The organism is Komagataeibacter sp. FNDCR2, from assembly GCF_021295395.1.
GTDB lineage: Bacteria > Pseudomonadota > Alphaproteobacteria > Acetobacterales > Acetobacteraceae > Komagataeibacter.
This window is the reverse complement of the sequence record NZ_JAIWOU010000001.1, coordinates 2568518-2586797: the sequence shown is the minus strand read 5'-3', so window position 1 is coordinate 2586797 and position 18280 is coordinate 2568518. Positions and strand designations below refer to the sequence as shown.

General features: G+C 66.8%; 15 protein-coding genes and 1 tRNA gene. 3 read left to right on the top strand and 13 right to left on the bottom strand.

Annotation, left to right across the window (positions count from 1 at the left end; translation table 11 throughout):
• The first annotated feature begins 18 nt into the window (after nucleotides 1-18).
• The gene (locus tag LDL28_RS12315) at nucleotides 19-990 is read left to right on the top strand and encodes an RluA family pseudouridine synthase (protein ID WP_233058808.1); all 972 of its coding nucleotides are present in this window, start codon (nucleotides 19-21) and stop codon (nucleotides 988-990) included.
• A gap of 241 nt (nucleotides 991-1231) precedes the next feature.
• Nucleotides 1232-2128, top strand: coding sequence for an RNA polymerase sigma factor RpoH (gene rpoH / locus LDL28_RS12310; RefSeq protein WP_233058807.1), 897 nt, complete (start codon nucleotides 1232-1234; stop codon nucleotides 2126-2128).
• A gap of 202 nt (nucleotides 2129-2330) precedes the next feature.
• On the opposite strand, the gene LDL28_RS12305 is transcribed toward rpoH, so the two are convergent.
• From LDL28_RS12305 to argC, 5 genes are all read right to left on the bottom strand, one after another.
• The gene (locus tag LDL28_RS12305) at nucleotides 2331-3620 is read right to left on the bottom strand and encodes an adenylosuccinate synthase (RefSeq protein WP_233058806.1); all 1290 of its coding nucleotides are present in this window, start codon (nucleotides 3618-3620) and stop codon (nucleotides 2331-2333) included.
• 82 nt (nucleotides 3621-3702) lie between these two features.
• The gene (locus LDL28_RS12300; protein WP_233058805.1) at nucleotides 3703-4854 is read right to left on the bottom strand and encodes an ATP phosphoribosyltransferase regulatory subunit; all 1152 of its coding nucleotides are present in this window, start codon (nucleotides 4852-4854) and stop codon (nucleotides 3703-3705) included.
• Between the two features lie 73 nt (nucleotides 4855-4927).
• Nucleotides 4928-6109, bottom strand: coding sequence for a phosphoserine transaminase (locus tag LDL28_RS12295; protein ID WP_233058804.1), 1182 nt, complete (start codon nucleotides 6107-6109; stop codon nucleotides 4928-4930).
• Between the two features lie 58 nt (nucleotides 6110-6167).
• Nucleotides 6168-6251, bottom strand: a tRNA-Leu gene (locus LDL28_RS12290).
• 42 nt (nucleotides 6252-6293) lie between these two features.
• A complete protein-coding gene (gene argC, locus LDL28_RS12285) occupies nucleotides 6294-7229 on the bottom strand; it encodes an N-acetyl-gamma-glutamyl-phosphate reductase (RefSeq protein WP_233058803.1) in 936 nt (311 codons plus the stop codon).
• Between the two features lie 97 nt (nucleotides 7230-7326).
• On the opposite strand from argC, the gene mazG reads away from it, so the two are divergent.
• Entirely contained in the window at nucleotides 7327-8118 is a 792-nt protein-coding gene (gene mazG / locus LDL28_RS12280) for a nucleoside triphosphate pyrophosphohydrolase (RefSeq protein WP_233058802.1), read from the top strand.
• 23 nt (nucleotides 8119-8141) lie between these two features.
• Here the strand turns inward: mazG and LDL28_RS12275 are convergent, their stop codons facing one another.
• From LDL28_RS12275 to dusB, 8 genes are all read right to left on the bottom strand, one after another.
• Nucleotides 8142-8978 (bottom strand): inositol monophosphatase family protein, encoded by an 837-nt coding sequence (locus LDL28_RS12275; protein ID WP_233058801.1) that lies wholly within the window; start codon nucleotides 8976-8978, stop codon nucleotides 8142-8144.
• 189 nt (nucleotides 8979-9167) lie between these two features.
• Nucleotides 9168-10481 carry a GTPase HflX gene (gene hflX, locus LDL28_RS12270; protein WP_233058800.1) on the bottom strand — a complete coding sequence of 438 codons (1314 nt, stop codon included), beginning with the start codon at nucleotides 10479-10481 and terminating at the stop codon, nucleotides 9168-9170.
• Nucleotides 10478-10762, bottom strand: a complete 285-nt coding sequence (gene hfq / locus LDL28_RS12265) for an RNA chaperone Hfq (RefSeq protein WP_025813097.1) — start codon at nucleotides 10760-10762, stop codon at nucleotides 10478-10480. The genes hflX and hfq overlap by 4 nt, the downstream gene beginning before the upstream one ends.
• A 125-nt stretch (nucleotides 10763-10887) precedes the next feature.
• Nucleotides 10888-12279, bottom strand: coding sequence for a sigma-54 dependent transcriptional regulator (locus tag LDL28_RS12260; protein WP_233058799.1), 1392 nt, complete (start codon nucleotides 12277-12279; stop codon nucleotides 10888-10890).
• Nucleotides 12269-14536, bottom strand: coding sequence for a PAS domain-containing sensor histidine kinase (locus LDL28_RS12255; RefSeq protein WP_233058798.1), 2268 nt, complete (start codon nucleotides 14534-14536; stop codon nucleotides 12269-12271). The genes LDL28_RS12260 and LDL28_RS12255 overlap by 11 nt, the downstream gene beginning before the upstream one ends.
• A complete protein-coding gene (ntrC, locus tag LDL28_RS12250; protein WP_233058797.1) occupies nucleotides 14533-15984 on the bottom strand; it encodes a nitrogen regulation protein NR(I) in 1452 nt (483 codons plus the stop codon). The genes LDL28_RS12255 and ntrC overlap by 4 nt, the downstream gene beginning before the upstream one ends.
• A gap of 35 nt (nucleotides 15985-16019) precedes the next feature.
• Entirely contained in the window at nucleotides 16020-17162 is a 1143-nt protein-coding gene (locus LDL28_RS12245; protein ID WP_233058796.1) for a nitrogen regulation protein NR(II), read from the bottom strand.
• On the bottom strand, nucleotides 17159-18220 hold the full coding sequence (gene dusB / locus LDL28_RS12240) for a tRNA dihydrouridine synthase DusB (RefSeq protein ID WP_233058795.1): 1062 nt from the start codon (nucleotides 18218-18220) through the stop codon (nucleotides 17159-17161). Before dusB ends, LDL28_RS12245 begins: the two co-directional genes overlap by 4 nt.
• Between the last annotated feature and the right edge of the window lie 60 nt (nucleotides 18221-18280).

Genomic DNA, 18280 nt, shown 5'->3' with positions numbered 1-18280 from the left:
TTCCGATAGATACATGCCATGACCGACACCGCCCCCCCTGCCCCTGTCATCGCCACGGCGGACGACGCGGGCCAGCGCACCGACCGCTTCATCGCCAATGCGATGCCGACGCTGTCACGTTCACGCGTCAAGTCCCTTATGGAAAGTGGCCACCTGTCGCGCAATGGCAGTCCGCTCCGCGATCCGGCGGAACCGGTGCGGGCGGGAATGTGTTATGAAATTCATCTCCCCCCCGCAATCCCCGCCACGCCGCAGGGGCAGGATCTTCCCCTGACCGTCCTGTTCGAGGACCGGGACCTGATCGTGCTGGACAAGCCTGCGGGCATGGTCGTCCACCCCGCCCCGGGAAACGAGGACGGCACGCTGGTCAACGCGCTTTTAGCACATTGCGGCGAGGGGCTGACCGGCATCGGCGGGGAGAAGCGGCCCGGTATCGTGCATCGGCTGGACAAGGATACATCGGGTATCATGGTCGCGGCCAAGACCGAAATGGCGCATCAGGCGCTCTCCCTCGCCTTTGCCGAACGCCGGATCGACCGGGCGTACCAGGCCATATGCTGGGGCATTCCCTCTCCCGCCCACGGTTCGTTCGATGGCGCGATCGGGCGTGACCGGCGCGACCGCAAGCGCATGGCGGTCATCGCCAATGGCGGCGGCAAGGCGGCACTGACGCATTACCGTATTCTGGACACCTTCCACGGTGGCCTGGCGCATGTGGAGTGCAGGCTGGCCACCGGGCGCACGCACCAGATCCGGGTTCACTTCGCCCATGCGGGCCACGCGCTGGTGGGGGATCCGGTCTATCTGCGCCGCATTCCCGCCGCCGCGCGCGGCCTGCCCGCCCCGGCGCGGGCAGCGGCGCTGGATTTCGCCCGCCAGGCGCTGCATGCCCGCCGGCTGGGCTTCATTCACCCGCGCAGTGGCGCGGAGATGCTGTTCGAGACCGCGCCCCCGCCCGATTTCCGTGAGCTTCTGGCCAATATTGCGTAGTCCGGATGCATATTTATTGACAAACAGGCCCAAAATCACTATGTTCCATGATTGTTTGCCGGGGCCGACGCCCCCAGGCTAACTGGACGTCCTGTATAAGACTGCCCATGACGGGGGTTCTATATGGGGACGTGAGAAGTCCAGTCGTGCGTCTATCAGAGTGATGATGCAACCCGGTCGGTCACATTCACGTTGATCCGGATCACCGCTATCCATCCCTCTGGAACAGGAGTCCGTTACCATGGCCTCTTCTGCTCTCATTTCCGGTCCCGAGAACAACCTGTCCAAATATCTTCGGGACATCCGCAAATTCCCCATGCTCTCCCCGGAGGAGGAGCTTCGCCTGTCGCACCTGTGGAAGGACAAGGGCGATACCGAAGCCGCGCATAAACTTGTCACATCCCACCTGCGGCTCGTCGCCAAGATCGCCATGGGCTATCGCGGCTATGGCCTGCCCGTGGGCGAACTGATCAGCGAAGGCAATATCGGGATGATGCAGGCCGTGCGCCGCTTCGACCCCGATCGTGGCTTCCGTCTGGCCACCTACGCCATGTGGTGGATCCGCGCGGCAATACAGGAATATATTCTGCATAGCTGGTCGCTGGTCAAGATCGGCACCACCGCCGCGCAGAAAAAACTGTTCTTCAACCTGCGTCGCCTGAAGGGGCAGATGCAGGCCATTGATGATGGCGACCTGCCGCCCGAGCAGGTCAACAAGATCGCGCAGTCCCTCGGCGTGCCGGAGCAGGACGTGGTCAACATGAACCGCAGGCTCGCCGCCCCGGACCACAGCCTGAACGCCCCCCTGCGGCTGGATGGGGAGGGGGAATGGCAGGACTGGCTGGTGGACAACACCGACAACCAGGAAGAAACCCTTGCCGAAAGCGAGGAACTGTCCGGCAGGCAGGCGCTTCTGGCCAACGCCATGAAGTCGCTGAACGATCGTGAGCGCCACATCCTGACCGAACGCAGGCTGAAGGACGAACCGGCCACGCTGGAGGAACTCTCCCACGTGTACAACATCTCGCGCGAGCGGGTGCGCCAGATCGAGGTCCGGGCCTTTGAAAAGGTACAGGCCGCAATGAAGGCGGAAGTCGCCACCCGGCGCGCCAGCCATGCCGAACAGGCGCCTGCCTGACGCCCCACCCCTGCCCTGCAAAAAGCCCCGCAACGCCAGAAGCGTGCGGGGCTTTTCCTTTAGGGCGTATTACGCAAATCCTAAGGAAGTTTTTGGTGAAGCTTTTTTCAAAAAGCTTCAGGAAACGCCGCCTTTTTGAAAAAAGGCGGCGCCCAGAAACCTATTCAGGAACGGCCATTTACAGGCACCATGGCGAAGGCGATCAGTCCTCGAACGGATCGCGCATCAGGATGGTGTCGTCACGTTCGGGGCTGGTGGACAGCAGGGTGACCGGCGCTTCGACCAGTTCCTCGATCCGGCGGACATATTTGATGGCCTGGGCCGGCAGGTCAGCCCAGGAGCGCGCGCCCCGCGTGCTGTCTTCCCAGCCTTCCAGCGTCTCGAACACCGGGCGGATGCGCTGCTGCGCACCGGGGGCGGAAGGGAAATGCTTCGTGGTCTTGCCATCAAGCTCGTAGCCGACGCAGATGCGGATTTCCTTGAGCCCGTCGAGCACATCCAGCTTGGTCAGGGCCAGACCGTTCACGCCCCCCACGCGCACGGCGCGGCGCACCAGCACGGCATCGAACCAGCCACACCGGCGCGGGCGGCCCGTCACGGTGCCGAATTCATGCCCGCGTTCACCCAGTATGCGCCCCATCTCGTCATGCAGTTCGCTGGGGAAGGGCCCCTCACCCACGCGGGTGGTGTAGGCCTTGGCAATGCCCAGCACGAAACCGATGCTGGTCGGGCCGACACCCGCGCCGGTCCCGGCATTGGCGGCGACCGTATTGGAGCTGGTCACGAACGGATAGGTGCCATGGTCCACATCCAGCATGACCGCCTGCGCGCCTTCGAACAGGATGCGCGCGCCACTGCGGCGGCTGTCATCAAGCAGATCCCATACCGGGGCCATGTAGGGCAGCACGCGCGGGGCGACCGTGTTCAGGAAGTCCAGCAGTTCGGCCTTGGTGAAGGTATCCGCACCCAGCCCCTTGAGTAGCGTGTTATGGTGCAGAAGCAGTTCATCAAGCTTCCAGTCCAGTGTTTCCGGCTCGGCCAGGTCGCACAGGCGGATGGCGCGGCGGGCCACCTTGTCCTCATAGGCGGGGCCGATGCCGCGCCCGGTCGTGCCGATCTTGCGCTCCCCCCGGGCGGCTTCACGCGCACGGTCCAGCGCGCCATGCACGGGCAGGATCAGCGGCGCGTTTTCCGCGATCTTCAGCGTCTCGGGCGTGACCGTCAGGCCCTGCGCCGTCACGCGGTCGATTTCCTTGAGCAGGGCTTCGGGGTCAACCACCACGCCATTGCCGATCACGCCCGTCTTGCCACGCACAAGACCCGAGGGCAGCAGCGACAGCTTGTAGGTCTGTTCGCCCACCACCAGCGTATGGCCCGCGTTATGGCCACCCTGGAAGCGCACGACCACATCGGCCCGGCTGGCCAGCCAGTCCACGATCTTCCCCTTGCCCTCGTCACCCCACTGGGTGCCGATCACGGTGACGTTGGACATTTCATGCTCCTTGATATGCTGCCCGGTGGCCACGGCGCGGCCAGCCGGAAAAATCTTGCTCGTAAGAAAATCAACCGCGAAATCAGGCGTCGCCCACCGCGACGGCCTGACCATCAACCACAATCAGCGGGCAGGACAGCCGCGCGGCCTCGGCGCGCGCATCCCCATCCGGCCCCAGCGCGCCCACGGTGGCGTACCCTCCCGCGCGCAGGGCCGCGCCGACTTCCGCCGCCGTGCCCCATGGCAGGAAGACCCGCGTGCGGCTGGGCAGCGCGGGGGCCGCGCGCAGGATGATGTCCGGCCGCAATGTCAGGCCACAGGCCGGTTCGTCATTATTGGACAGGTAGCGGCCACCGCGGCCCAGCTCCTCGCGCTGTCCGGCCGCGTACACGCTTACGCACACGCCGGTATGGTACTGCCAGCCCCGGAACTCCACCGGGTCCACCGTCAGGCGGATACCGGGCACGCGGGCCTCGATCGCCGCGACGGTCGCGGCCAGCCTTTCACTCAGCACGCGCGCGGCGTGCGGCAGGTCAACCGCCGCCAGTTCCGCAAGCGCGCCCTGCGCGGGGCCCGCGACATGCAGAAGGCGGATCAGCACGGCGGCCAGTTCGCCCCCATGGCGGGCCACCGCCGCCGCGTCCTTGCGGTCCAGCGCGCGCATGAGCATGCCGCGCACATGCCCGTCAAACCCGCCCGCATCCAGCAGCGCGGTGGTGAGCGCGGGCATGGTCAGGTCGAACGACACGCCCCGCACCTGCAACGTGGCCAGACATTCCGCCGCGATGGCGACGATTTCCGCATCCGCTTCCGGGCGGTCCGGCCCGATCAGTTCCACTCCGGCCTGCGTGATCTGGCGGTCACCATCGCCCCGGTTGCTGGTCATGAGAATGCATGGCCCCGCATAGGCCAGGCGCAGCGGGCGCGGCACGTCGGGCAGCCTGGTGGCCGCGATGCGGGCGATCTGCGGCGTCATGTCGGGCCGGAGCGCCATCATGCGCCGTGTGTCCGGGTCCATCAGGCGGAAGGTCTGTTCCGCCACGGCGGACCCCGCGCCGGACAGCAGCGTTTCCTCGAATTCCAGCAGTGGCGGCGTCACGCGGTCATAACCATGGGCCGCGAACACATGCATCAGCGTCGCGATACCGGCGGCCTCGGCCTCGGCTTCGGGGGGGAGCCTGTCCACGAATCCGGCAGGCAGCAGCGCGGGATTGAACGGCGGGTCATCAGTCATATCTGGGCCTTGTGCTGCACCCTGCCGCCGACAGGCCGGAACAGGGTGGATCTGGCAGGAAAGCGGGCGCGCTTCAGGCGTGTTCGCGGTGAACCTGTGCATAGGCCCAGTCAAGCCAGGGCAGGACGGCCCGCAGGTCGGCGGCTTCCACCGTCGCCCCACCCCACAGCCGCAGGCCGGGCGGTGCGTCGCGGTAACTGCCCACATCCATCGCCACCCCTTCCCCGCCCAGCAGGGAGACGATCTTCTTGGCCGCCGCCGTCTGGCCCGCGTGGTCCAGCGCGGTAAACCACGGCGCGACAATACGCAGGCAGATGGCGGTGCTGGAGCGGTGATGGGGATCGGGAGCAAGGAACCGCGCCCAGTCGGACTTCGCTTCCCATTCTGCGATGGTGGCGAGGTTGGCTTCGCTGCGCGCGATCAGCCCCTTCAGCCCGCCAAGGCTTTCGGCCCATTTCAGGCCATCGAGCGCATCTTCCACGCACAGCATGGAGGGCGTGTTGATCGTATCACCCCGGAAGATGCCCGCGATCAGGCCCTTTTTATCCGTCAGGCGGAAGATCTTGGGCAGCGCGCGCGGCGCGGGCGTGGAGACCAGCCGTTCGACCGCGCGGGGCGACAGCGCCAGCATGCCGTGGGCGGCTTCGCCCCCCAGCACCTTCTGCCACGACCAGGTCACGACATCCAGCTTCTCCCACGGCAGGTCCATGGCGAAGGCGGCGGATGTCGCGTCACAGATCACCAGCCCGTCGCGCACGGTGGGAATGGCGGCGTCATAAGGCAGGCGCGCGCCGGATGTCGTGCCGTTCCATGTCAGCACCACGTCGCGCGCCCAGTCCACCTGCGCCAGATCGGGGATTTCACCGTAATCGGCCTTGAGCACGCGGGCATCGGGCAACTGGAGCTGGGCAATGATGTCATTGGCCCATGTGGCGGAGAAACTCTCGAACGCCAGCACGTCCACCGGGCGGGAACCAAGGATGGACCACAGCACCATTTCCACCGCACCCGTATCCGACGCCGGCACGATGCCCAGCACCCAGTCCTCCGGCATGCCGAGGATGGCCTTTGAACGGGTAATGACCTCGTTCAGGCGCGCGCGCCCTTCCGTCGAACGGTGCGAGCGCCCCACCAGCGCATCCGACAGCGCATCGAGCGACCAGCCGGGCCGCTTGGCGCAGGGACCGGAAGAAAAACACGGATTGGCAGGCCGCGCGGACGGCTTGGCAGTAAGGGGATCAGGCAAGGGAGACATCGTCCTGTTCACGACACGGGCAAGGAAGGGCAACACCGCGCGCCGGTGCGCCAGACTGTGGTACGAGAGAGGGGATTCGAACCCCTATGCCTTTCGGCGGTCGATTTTGAGTCGACTACGTCTACCGTTCCGTCACTCTCGCATACAGGCAATCAGTCCAGGGACGTCTTGCGGACCCGCTATATCACACTGGCGGCGGCGGCTCCAGCCCCAGCATCAGCGCCACATTCTGCAGCGCGGCACCCGACGCGCCCTTGCCCAGATTGTCCAGCCGCGCGGTCAGCACGACCTGACCCAGCGCGTCATCGCCATGCACCCGCAGCTCCATCCGGTCGGTGCCCGCCAGCGCATCGGCCACCAGTTTGGCGCAGGGTTCGGCCACCGTAATGCGGTCGGACCCCCGGTAATGGGCGGCAAGGGCCGCATGCAGGTCCGCCATGCGGACCCGGCCGGGCAGAAGGTCGAGATGCAGCGGCACGGACACGATCATGCCCTGCGGAAAATGCCCCACTGACGGCACGAATACCGGCGCGCGGGCAAGCCCGGCATAGAGCGCCATCTCCGGCATGTGCTTGTGCCCAAGCCCCAGCCCGTACAGCTCGAAGGCGGGGCCGCCATCGCGCTCATGCGCCTCGATCATGCCGCGACCGCCGCCGCTGTAGCCGCTTACGGCGTTGATGCTGACCGGATAATCCGCCGGGACCAGCCCGGCGCGGACCAGCGGGCGCAGCAGGCCGATCAGCCCCGTCGGGTAACAGCCGGGATTGGACACGCGCGCGGCGGCGCGGATGGCGGCGGGCTGGTCCGCATCCATTTCGGGAAAGCCGTAAGCCCATGCCGGATCGGTGCGAAAGGCGGTGCTGGCGTCAAGAATGCGCGGGGCGTCGTCCCCCATGGCGTCGGCCATCGCCACCGCTTCACGCGCCGCCGCGTCGGGCAGGCACAGGATCACGATATCCACCGCCGCCATCATCTCGCGCCGGGCCTGCGGGTCCTTGCGGCGTTCAGGGTCGATGGAGCGCAGCGTGACCGGCAGGCGCCCGAGGCGATTGCGGATGCCCAGCCCCGTCGTGCCTGCCTCGCCATCAATAAAGACCGTCGCCTGTCCGTCGCTGCGCATGTTCCGTATGTCCTGATAAAAACGTTCCGCCCGGGCGGTGGGCGATCTATACAAAACCTGCGCATGACCGCAACACAAACAGGCAGGAAACACACCCATGCAAGATGCCGCGACCGCCCTGCAACGCCTGCTGGACATCATGGCGCGCCTGCGTGACCCCCGCACCGGCTGCCCGTGGGACCGGGAGCAGGACTTCGCCTCCATCGCGCCCTACAGCATCGAGGAAGCCTATGAGGTGGCCGACACCATAGCGCGCGAGGACTGGGACAGCCTGCCCGATGAACTGGGCGACCTGCTGTTGCAGGTGGTCTATCACGCCCAGATGGCCGATGAGCAGGGCCTGTTCGATTTCGCCACGGTCGCGCGCATGATTGGCGACAAGATGGTCCGCCGCCACCCCCATGTGTTTGGCGCGGGCGAGCGCACCGCGGGCCAGTGGGAAGATGGCAAGGCGCGCGAACGTCTGGCGCGCAACCGTGGCGGCACGCTGGATGACGTGCCGGTTGGCCTGCCCGCGCTGCTGCGCGCGCGCAAGCTGTCCGCCCGCGCGGCCCGCACCGGCTTTGACTGGGACACCGTGGCGGAAGTGGCGGCCAAGGTGGATGAGGAAATCGACGAACTGAAGGTCGAACTGGAAAGCGGCGACCGCGAAAAGATATTCGATGAACTGGGCGATGTACTGTTCACGCTGGCCACGCTGGCCCGCAAGCTGGACATGGACCCCGAAGCCTGCCTGCGTCAGGCCAACGCCAAATTCACCCGCCGTTTCACCGCGATGGAGCGCGATCTGGCCGCGCGCGGCCTGGCGCTGGCGGATGTGGACGTAAAAACCATGGAAGACGGCTGGCAGACCGTCAAACGCCGCGAACGCACGGCCCCCGTTACCTGAAGCCGGCCAGAACGCCCCGCGCTTCAGGCCGTGGCGAACAGCAGGTCATGCAGCGCCTGCCAGCTTGCCCGGTCCGGCGCGTAAAGCAGCCCGCCGCCGTGATCCGTCACGCGGTAGGACGTGCCATCGAAACGGGCGGCGTAGCCCCCGGCCTCGGCATGGATCAGCCATCCGGCCAGATGGTCCCAAGGCAGGGTGCGGTTGAACAGCAGGAAATGGCAGCGCCCGTCCACCAGCATCAGGTATTCATGCGCGGCACAGCGGAAATCCCATGATCCCGCCACCTTGGGCAGGTTGCGCGTCACCATTTCGCGCAGCGGCGGCGGCAGGTAGCGCCATGAGGCATTGCCCGACATTTCACGCGGCGGAACAGCCGGGGCCACATGCAGCCGACGGTCGGCCCCATGGGTGTCCTGAAGCCACGCGCCGTGGCCGCGCGCGGCCAGAACCGCCACGTCGCATACCGGATCGACAATCGCGCCCCCGATAACCTGCCCATGCGACACCACCGAAACCATGACCCCGAACAGCGGCACCCCGGCGGCGAAATTCGCCGTGCCGTCGATCGGATCGATCACGAAGGCCAGCGCCGCCGTGGCCAGGCCATCCAGCAGACGCGGGTTGGCCGCGACCGCTTCCTCCCCCACCACCAGCGCGTCGGGCCATGCCGCGCGCAGGGCCTCCGTCAGGTCACGCTCGGCGGCTTCGTCCGCCACGGTCACGATATCAAGCGGGCCGGTCTTGTTACGGATATCGGCACGGTCGAGACAGCGGAAGAACGGCATGACATGGCGCTTCGCCGCCGCCCGCATCATGGCCACCACCATGTGCATGTCCGCCAGGGTGATCCGTTCCGTCATTGCCGCCTCCGTCGCGCTACTGTCCCATGAAGACCGTTTCAAAAGGTCCGCCGCCGGGGCCCGGCCCTCCGGGTTCGTCCGGAGGGGGGCCTGCCGAAGCCGTCTTCCGCCACCATCTTCCATGCGCCCGTGGCGGCGCATTTTCCACCCCGCCCATGGTCACAGGACAGTCAGTGCGCGGCCGGGTGCTCAGTCGCGCAGGCAGGTCACCATGGCGCCGAACTGGAGTTCGAAACGTGCGCGATTGGCGGGGGAAAGCCGGACGGTCATCTCGGCCCCGTCCTCCCCGTCCGTGCGCTCCGTCACTTCGCCATGCTCGTACAGCCACGCCATGGCCGCCCCCTGCGCCAGCGGCACGCGGTAGGCGGCGACTTCCATCGTGCGCGTCATGCGTTCGTCAATCGCGGCCAGCAGTTCGGGCAGGCCGTCGCCGGTAATGGCCGAGATGACTACATTGCCCGGACGCGCGCCCACCGCGTCGCGCCCGCCCACCAGGTCGGCCTTGTTCAGCACCTCGATCACGCGGGACTGCCAGTCCGGCTCGATCGTGCCGTTGCGGGCCATGCCCTCCAGCACCTCGATCACGTCGTCGCGCTGCGATGCGCTGTCGGGGTGGGCGACATCGCGCACGTGCAGGATGATGTCGGCTTCCGCCACTTCCTCCAGCGTCGCGCGGAAGGCGGCGATCAGTTCGGTCGGCAGGTCACTGATGAACCCCACCGTGTCCGACAGGATGACCCGCCGCCCCGATGGAAGCTGGATGCTGCGCATGGTCGGGTCGAGTGTCGCGAAAAGCTGGTCCTGCGCATAAACGCTGGCCCCGGTCAGCGCATTGAACAGGGTGGACTTGCCCGCATTGGTGTAGCCCACCAGTGCGACGATGGGGAACGGCACGCGGCGGCGCGCCTGCCGGTGCAGGCCACGGGTGCGGCGGACCTGCTCCAGCTCGCGCTTGAGGCGCACGATCCGGTCGCCGATCATGCGGCGGTCGGCCTCGATCTGGGTCTCGCCGGGGCCGCCGAGGAAGCCGAAACCACCGCGCTGGCGTTCAAGATGCGTCCATGTCCGCACAAGGCGGCTGCGCTGGTATTCCAGATGCGCAAGCTCGACCTGGAGCGTGCCCTCACGCGTGGCCGCGCGTTCGCCAAAGATGTCAAGGATCAGCGCGGTCCGGTCGATCACCTTGCAGCCCAGCGCGCGCTCAAGGTTGCGCTGCTGCACCGGGGTCAGGCGGGAATCGATGATGACGACGGTGATGTTGTCGGCCTTGACCGTCTCCTTGAGCGAATCGACCTGCCCCGTCCCCAGCAGGGTGGCGGGCTTGCGCGCGCGCAGCAGCAGCACCGCCTGGCAGACCACGACCAGCCCGATGGAGGCGGCCAGACCTACCGCTTCCTCCAGCCGGGCCTCGGCGGCGCGGGCGTCGTCATGGCGGTCAGGACGTTCCCACGGCAGGATGACGGCCGCGCGCGTGGCCGAAGCAGGGGGCACCCCCGCCGTCACGACGGGTTGCCATCCGTCACCGCGCGCTCCGGTGTGTCTTCGGTCTCGGCCGGGGGTTCGAACAGGCTGACCGGCGTGGCCGGCATGACCGTGCTGATCGCGTGCTTGTAGACAAGCTGGGTATGCCCGTCGCGCCGCAGCAGGACGGAGAAGTTGTCAAACCACGTTATGATGCCCTGAAGCTTGACACCGTTGACGAGGAAAATGGTGACCGGCGTTTTCGACCGGCGGACGTGGTTGAGAAAGACGTCCTGTACATTCTGTGAAGGTTCTTTTGCCACGGCAGGGCCTTACTTGTTGCTTGTTGGGCGGACTTACACGGCACAGTCGCGTGTCATGCTACGGCGTTGCCACCATCCGTATCACAGTTCGTTGTGTAGCAGTCATGCGCGCAGTGGGCAAAAGCTCATCCGGCGTTGCGGTCCTCGGACGTGACGCCAAGCTGCTTGAGCTTGCGATGCAGCGCACTGCGCTCCATCCCCACAAATCCCGCGGTCCGGCTGATATTTCCACCAAAGCGCAGGAGCTGCGCCTGCAGGTACTGGGTCTCGAACAGGTCGCGCGCTTCCCGCAGGGGAAGGCTCATCACATCCTCGTCAGAATCGAACTTGAGCAGCGCGGGCGCGCCATCCCCCACGGTGGAGGGCAGCATGTCGGCCCGTATGGGATCCGAGCTGTTGCCCGGCATCATGATCAGCAGCCGCTCCATGAGATTGCGCAGTTCGCGCACGTTGCCGGGCCATTCATAGCTCTGCAGCGCCGCAATCGCATCGCCCGACAGTTCGCGCAGCGGCAGGCCCGCGTTCTCGGCCGCGCGGTCAAGGAACATGCGCGCCAGTTCGGGTATGTCCTCGCGCCGTTCGCGCAGGCCGGGAATGCGCAGCGGCACGACGGCAAGCCGGTAGTACAGATCCTCGCGGAAGCGCCCCAGCGCGATCTCGGACTGGAGATCACGGTTGGTGGTCGCCAGCACGCGCACATCCACCTTGACCCGCCGCGCGCCGCCCAGCCTCTCGAAGGTCTGGTCCTGCAGCGCCCGCACGATCTTGCCCTGCGTTTCCAGCGGCATATCCGACACTTCATCCAGCAGGAGCGTGCCGCCATGGGCGCGCTCAAGCACGCCGGTGCGCCGGCCGGCACCGTTTTCCCCGCCCTCGATGCCGAAAAGCTCTTCTTCAAACCGGCCGGGCGCGAGTGTGGCGCAGTTCAGGGCGATGAATGGCCCCTCCGCCCGGCGGGAACTGGCGTGGATCATCCGCGCCGCCACTTCCTTGCCCGTGCCCGCCGCGCCGGAAATCAGCACGCGCGAGCCGGTGGGCGCCACGCGGTCGATCTGGTTGCGCACGGCGGCGATGGCGACGCTGCGGCCCTCCAGCACCGTGCTGGAGCCCACGCGCAGGCGCAGTTCCGCGTTTTCACGCGCAAGGCGCGAGGCCTCGAGCGCGCGCCGCACCACCACAAGCAGCCGGTCGGCCTGAAAGGGTTTTTCGATAAAGTCATACGCGCCGTGCTGGAGGGCGGCCACGGCGGTCTCGATCGTCCCGTGCCCCGAGATCATGATGACCGGGATGGACGGCTCCTCCTTGTGCAGGACGTTGAGGATGCCCAGCCCGTCAAGCCGCGACCCCTGAAGCCACACGTCCAGCACGACAAGCGCGGGCCGACGTTCCCTGAAAGCGGCGATGGCGGAATCGGAATCGGCCGCGAGCCGGGTCTCGTATCCCTCATCGGCCAGAATGCCCTCGATAAGAAGCCGTATATCCGGCTCGTCATCAACGATCAGGATTTCATGCCCCATGGTCGTCCTTTATCGGCAAAATCAACGTCGACACAGCTCCCCTGCCTCCGGCGCGGTCCTCAAGCCCGATGCTTCCGCCATGATCCTCAAGAATCTTCTTGACGATCGCAAGGCCCAGGCCGGTTCCCTTGGGCTTGTGGGTCACATACGGCTCGGTCAGTCGGGCGCGGTCCTCGACTGGCAGCCCGATACCGTCATCCGCGATGGCAAGCACGACGTTCGGGCCATTATGGCTCAATGTAATACGGATCGTGCCGATCACGCCATCCCCGCCCGCCGCCTCACGCGGGGGGCGCATGGCGATGGCGTCGGCCGCGTTCTGCAACAGGTTGGTCAGCGCCTGGCCCACCAGCCTGCGGTCACAGTTCACCAGTGGCCCCCGGTCGGGCAGGCTGACCTCGTAGCGGATTTCGGGGTGGGCGTTGCGTTGCAGGATCAGCGCCTCGCGCACGATGCGTGAGAGGTCCTCCACACGCATGACCGGCTGCGGCATGCGCGCGAAGGCGGAAAATTCATCCACCATGCGCCCGATATCGCCCACGTGGCGGATGATCGTGTCCACGCACTGGGCGAAGGTATCGGGGTCGGATGCGATCTCGCGCAGGAAGCGGCGCTTGAGCCGTTCGGCCGCGAGCTGGATGGGGGTGAGCGGGTTCTTGATCTCATGGGCGATGCGCCGCGCCACGTCCGCCCACGCGGCCTTGCGCTGCGCTACCTGCAAGGCTGTTATGTCGTCAAATGTGACCACATATCCGTCAGCGAAATCGCCGGTCATGGTGCTCTGCATTTCCGCGCCGATTCGGACCAGCAGGGTGCAGGCCCGCCCGCCCGCCAGCACCTGCACCTCGCCCGTCAGTTCACGTGCGCCGTCATGGGCGATGCGGTCGAGCATGCCGGTCAGTTCGGGCACCACCTCGATCAGCGGACGGCCCACGCTGGCGGCCATGTCGCGGTGCAGCAGCACGCTGGCCGCCCGGTTGGGCAGTTCGATCATGCGCTGGGAGTCCAGCCCGATCACACCCGCCGATACGCCAGCCAGCACGGCTTCGGTAAAGCGGCGGCGTTCATTGATCTGGTTGGTGGCGTTGACCAGTTCCGCGCGCTGGGTGGCAAGCTGGGTGGTCATGCGGTTGAAGGCGCGTGACAGGCTGGAGACCTCGTCATCACGGTCGCCTTCGGGCACGTTGCTGTCCAGCATGCCCTTGCTCACCCGCTCGGAAGCCAGGATGAGCAGCCCCAGCGGGCGGACGATCTGGTTGGCGAGCATGAGCCCGATCAGGATCGCGGCCCCCAGCACCAGCACGGCGACAAGGGCGAAGATCAGCACGAAGGTGAACTGGATCTTGGCGCGGTTGCCGTTCAGGCGCTGGTAGTCGGCTACCACCTGCTCGGTGCGGTGCATGTGTTCGAGGATGTCGGGATCGACCGGGCGTGCGATCATGAGCATGAGCGGGGGCGTATCGCCCAGCGTGACCACGGCGCGGACGGTCTTTTCATCCGCCGAATCCAGGATGGCGATTTCATTGGTCCGCGCCATGAGGGTCGCGGCCGGCGGCGGCAGGTCGCGCAGGTTGGCCGTGCGCCCCATCAGCCCGCCGGACGCGACCACCGTGTTGGTGAACGGGTCGTACACCACCGCCACATCCAGCCCGCGCAGGGTCGCCTGCGAATCCAGCACCTGCGACAGCGCATCCGAATCATGCAGCAGGTCCCCCCCCGAACCGGACAGGCCGTTCTGCGCGCTGACAAGGTAGTTGGCCAGCGAGAAGGCTTCCGTGCGGATATTGGCGTTATGTTCCTGCAGGTAGCCGCGCGATGTTTCCAGCGCCTCGTTCAGCGCGGTGTTGACCCGGTCGCTGAACCAGATCTGGATGCCGTAGTGAAAGAACACGGCCGCGAAGATGCCCACCACGATGGTCGGCGCGACCGCCACGATGCCGAACAGCGTCACCAGCCGCACATGCAGCCGCGCGCCCGCCAGCCCGCTGCGCCGTTCGGCCAGCACGCGCCCGACCTTTTCGGTCAGCGAGGTCGCGAGCAGCAGCAGCACAAGGAAGTTCAGGACAAAGACCAGCGCCTGAATCTGCGGATGGTGCGCAAGCGAACGCCCCCCCGACAGCACCACGAAGGTCGCGACCCCCAGCACCAGCGCCAGAAGCACCAGCACCAGCGCCACATTGCGGCGCACCAGCATGTCCAGCATGCGCCGCGCCAGCCGGTAGGCGGGACCGGGGCGCGGTGTGTCCCCTGCGCTCATGCGCCGCCGCGCACCACCGGGATGTCCAGATCCCGTATCTTCTTGCGCAACGTGTTGCGGTTCAGCCCCAGCATGGCGGCGGCGCGGATCTGGTTGCCGCGCGTGGCGGACAGGGTCATGGAAATCAGCGGGCGTTCGACCTCGGCGATGACCTTGTCGTAAATATCGCTCATGGGCATCCCGTCCTGCCCGGAAGACAGGAAGCGCCGCAGGTGGCGGGTCACGGCTTCGGACAGGGTCTCGCCCGCCCCGCCGCCTTCGCCCTCCGCCCCGGCCAGCGCGCCGCCGGATTCGTTCAGTTCGGCGTCAATGATGTCCGCGCCGATATGTTCCTGCGGATGCAGCGCGATGATCCGGCACATGAGGTTTTCAAGCTCACGCACGTTTCCCGGCCAGCGATAGCCCTGCAGGCGGGTCACCGCCTCCTCGTCCAGCACGCGGATCATGCCGCTGTCATGGGCGTTCATGTTCAGGAAATGACGCGCCAGGAGGGGGATGTCCTCCACCCGCTCACGCAGGGGGGGCAGGCGCATGGGCACCACGTTCAGGCGGTAGTACAGGTCCTCGCGGAAGGTGCCCGCGCGGATGGCCTGCCGCAGGTCGCGATGGGTGGCGGCGATGATGCGCACATTGGCGCGGATGGGCGTGGTGCCGCCTACTGTCGTGAATTCGCCATCCTGCAGCACGCGCAGCAGCCGGGTCTGGGCCTCGGGCGGCATGTCCCCGATCTCATCAAGGAACAGCGTGCCGCCCGCCGCCTGCTCGAAACGGCCCGCGACACGGTTGGTCGCCCCGCTGAAGGCGCCGCGCTCATGGCCGAACAGTTCGCTCTCGATCAGGTTGCGCGGAATGGCCGCCATGTTGATCGCGACAAACGGCCCCGTGCGCCTGCGCCCGTATTCATGCAGGGCGCGCGCCACCAGTTCCTTGCCGGTTCCGCTCTCGCCCCCGATCATGACGGTCAGGTCCGATGTCGTGAGCCGGGCGATGATGCGGTAGATGTCCTGCATCACGACCGAACGCCCGATCAGCGACATCTGCTCGTCGGGCGCGGGGGCCGCCATGGGGGTGACGGGGGTGGCGGGCGTGGCCAGCGCGCGGGCCACCAGCGCCAGCACTTCCTTGAGGTCAAAGGGCTTGGGCAGGTATTCGAACGCGCCGCGCTGGGTCGCCTTCACCGCCGTCATGAGCGTGGACTGCGCGCTCATGACCACGACCCGCAGGTCGGGGCGGATACGCCGGATGCGCGGGATCAGGTCCAGCCCGTTTTCATCGGGCATCACGACATCGGTAATCACGAGGTCGCCCTCGCCTTCCTCTATCCATTGCCACAGGGTGGCGGCCTGCGCGGTGGCGCGCACCTGATAGCCCCCGCGCCCCAGCGCCTGGCTCAGTACCGTGCGGATGGAACGGTCATCATCCGCGACAAGAATGGTCGGTAGCGACATACGCTATAAATCTCTCAGATCCGGCACGGGGCGGTTCACGACGCGCCCCACTCCTCAGTCACAACAGGCAGGTGAAGCAGCACTTCGGTACAGCCGGGCTGGCTTTCCACCTCGATCACGCCGCCGTGGTCTCCCACGATCTTGCCCGCAAGCGCCAGCCCCAGCCCGCTGCCCGTGGCCTTGGTCGTAAGGAAGGGTTCGAACAGATGCGGGCGGATGTTTTCCGCAATACCCGGCCCGTTGTCACGCACCGACACCAGCAGCGGCAACTGCACGCGCTGCCCGCCGCCGGTGGATACCCATATGCCGGGGCGGTAGCCGGTTGTCAGCGTGATTTCGGGCGGGGCCGCGCCGTCCACATGGCCGTGCAGGGCTTCCGCCGCGTTCTTTACAAGATTGAGCAGCACCTGCACCAGCTGGTCGCGATTGCCCCATACCGGCGGCAATGACGGGTCATAGACTTCGTGAAAGCGGATATCCGCCGCGAACCCCTGCTGCGCGAGCATGCGCACATGCTCCAGCACCCGGTGGATGTTGACCGGCCTGCGCTCTATCGGGCGGTCGCTGAACATGTCCATCCGGTCCACCAGGTCGCGGATGCGGTTGACCTCGTCCTGAATCAGCACGGCCAGTTCACGATCGGACTCGCCCACCGATGTTTCCAGAAGCTGCGCCGCCCCGCGAATGCCCGAAAGCGGGTTCTTGACCTCATGCGCCAGGATGGCCGCCATGCCCGCCACGCTGCGCGCCGCCGAACGGAAGGTGAGCTGCCGGTCCAGCACCCGCACGGCTGAAAAATCATGGAATGTCAGGACAACCGATCCCGGCTCCTCCGGCACGGGCGCGCCCTGCACGGTAACACCGGTGCGGTACAGCCGGGGGCTTTCCAGCGTGACCTCATGCTCGACCACGGTGTGGTCCTGCGCGCGCACCTGCTCCATCAGCAGGAAAAGCGGATTGTCCTCCGGCAGGATGCCGGTCAGCCGCGACTGCGCCAGATGCGCGCGCGACATGCCGAAAAAGGGTTCCGCCGCGCTGTTCACGTAGCCAATGCTGTTATCCGCCCGCACGACCATGACCGGCAGCGCCAGCGAATCGAGTATGACCCGGCCATTGCCCGTCACGTTGTCCGGCGCGCACGGTACATGGGCCGATGGGGGGATGGGGCTGTCCCTCATGCCGCCTGCGCCGCGGCCTTTTCCGCCTCCACGGTCGAAGGGCGCGGGCCGCGCACGGTGCCCGCGGCGATCTGGCGGTCGTAGAATTCATGGATCATGGCGATGGCGGCGTCCACCGTATCGACCCGGTTGACCGCGGCGCGGAAACCCGCCGAACCCGGCAGCCCCGCCGAATACCATGAGACATGCTTGCGCGCGAGCCGAAGGCCGGGATGGGCGCCGAAATGGTCGATCATCATGCCGTAATGTTCCAGCACGATGGCCTTTTCCGCCGCGAGGTCGGGCTCGGCCACCTCCGTGCCCTCCATGAGCGCCTGCGCCACCTGCGCCAGAAACCACGGGCGGCCGTAGCAGCCACGGCCGATCATGACACCCTGCGCGCCCGAACGCTCCAGCGCCACGCGCGCATCCGCCACCGTAAGGATATCCCCATTGACGATGACCGGCAGCGACACCGCATCGACCACCCTGCGCACGAAATGCCAGTCCGCCGTGCCGTTATAGAACTGCTGGCGGGTGCGCCCGTGCACCGTCACCATCCGGATGCCCGATTCCTGTGCAATCCGGGCAAGGGCGGGGGCGTTGAGGCTGTCATGGTCCCAGCCCATGCGCATCTTGAGCGTGACCGGCACGTCAACGGCGCGGACCACCCCTTCGAGCAGGCGCGCGGCCTGGACTTCATCACGCATGAGGGCGGACCCGGCAAGCTGGCCCACCGCCACTTTCTTGACCGGACAGCCGAAATTGATGTCGATGATATCCGCCCCGCGATCGACCGCGATCCGCGCGGCCTGCCCCATGGCGTCGGGGTCGCAACCGGCAAGCTGGACGGAATTGGGGCCGTCATCCGCCACCTCGGCCATGCGCAGGGTGTTCTCGTTCTCCCGCACCATGGCCCAGGACGCGATCATTTCCGACACGACCAGCCCGGCCCCCAGCCTGCGCGCCAGCCTGCGGAACGGCAGGTCGGTCACCCCGGCCATGGGCGCCAGGATGACCGGCGCCCGCAGGACGACCCCACCCCCCAGGTCAATGGGCGACAGCAGTTGAGACGACATGAACCCCGCTTCCCCGCCAGCCTCCCGGCCGCCCCCGCGGCGGCATTAAAGGGCATGCCG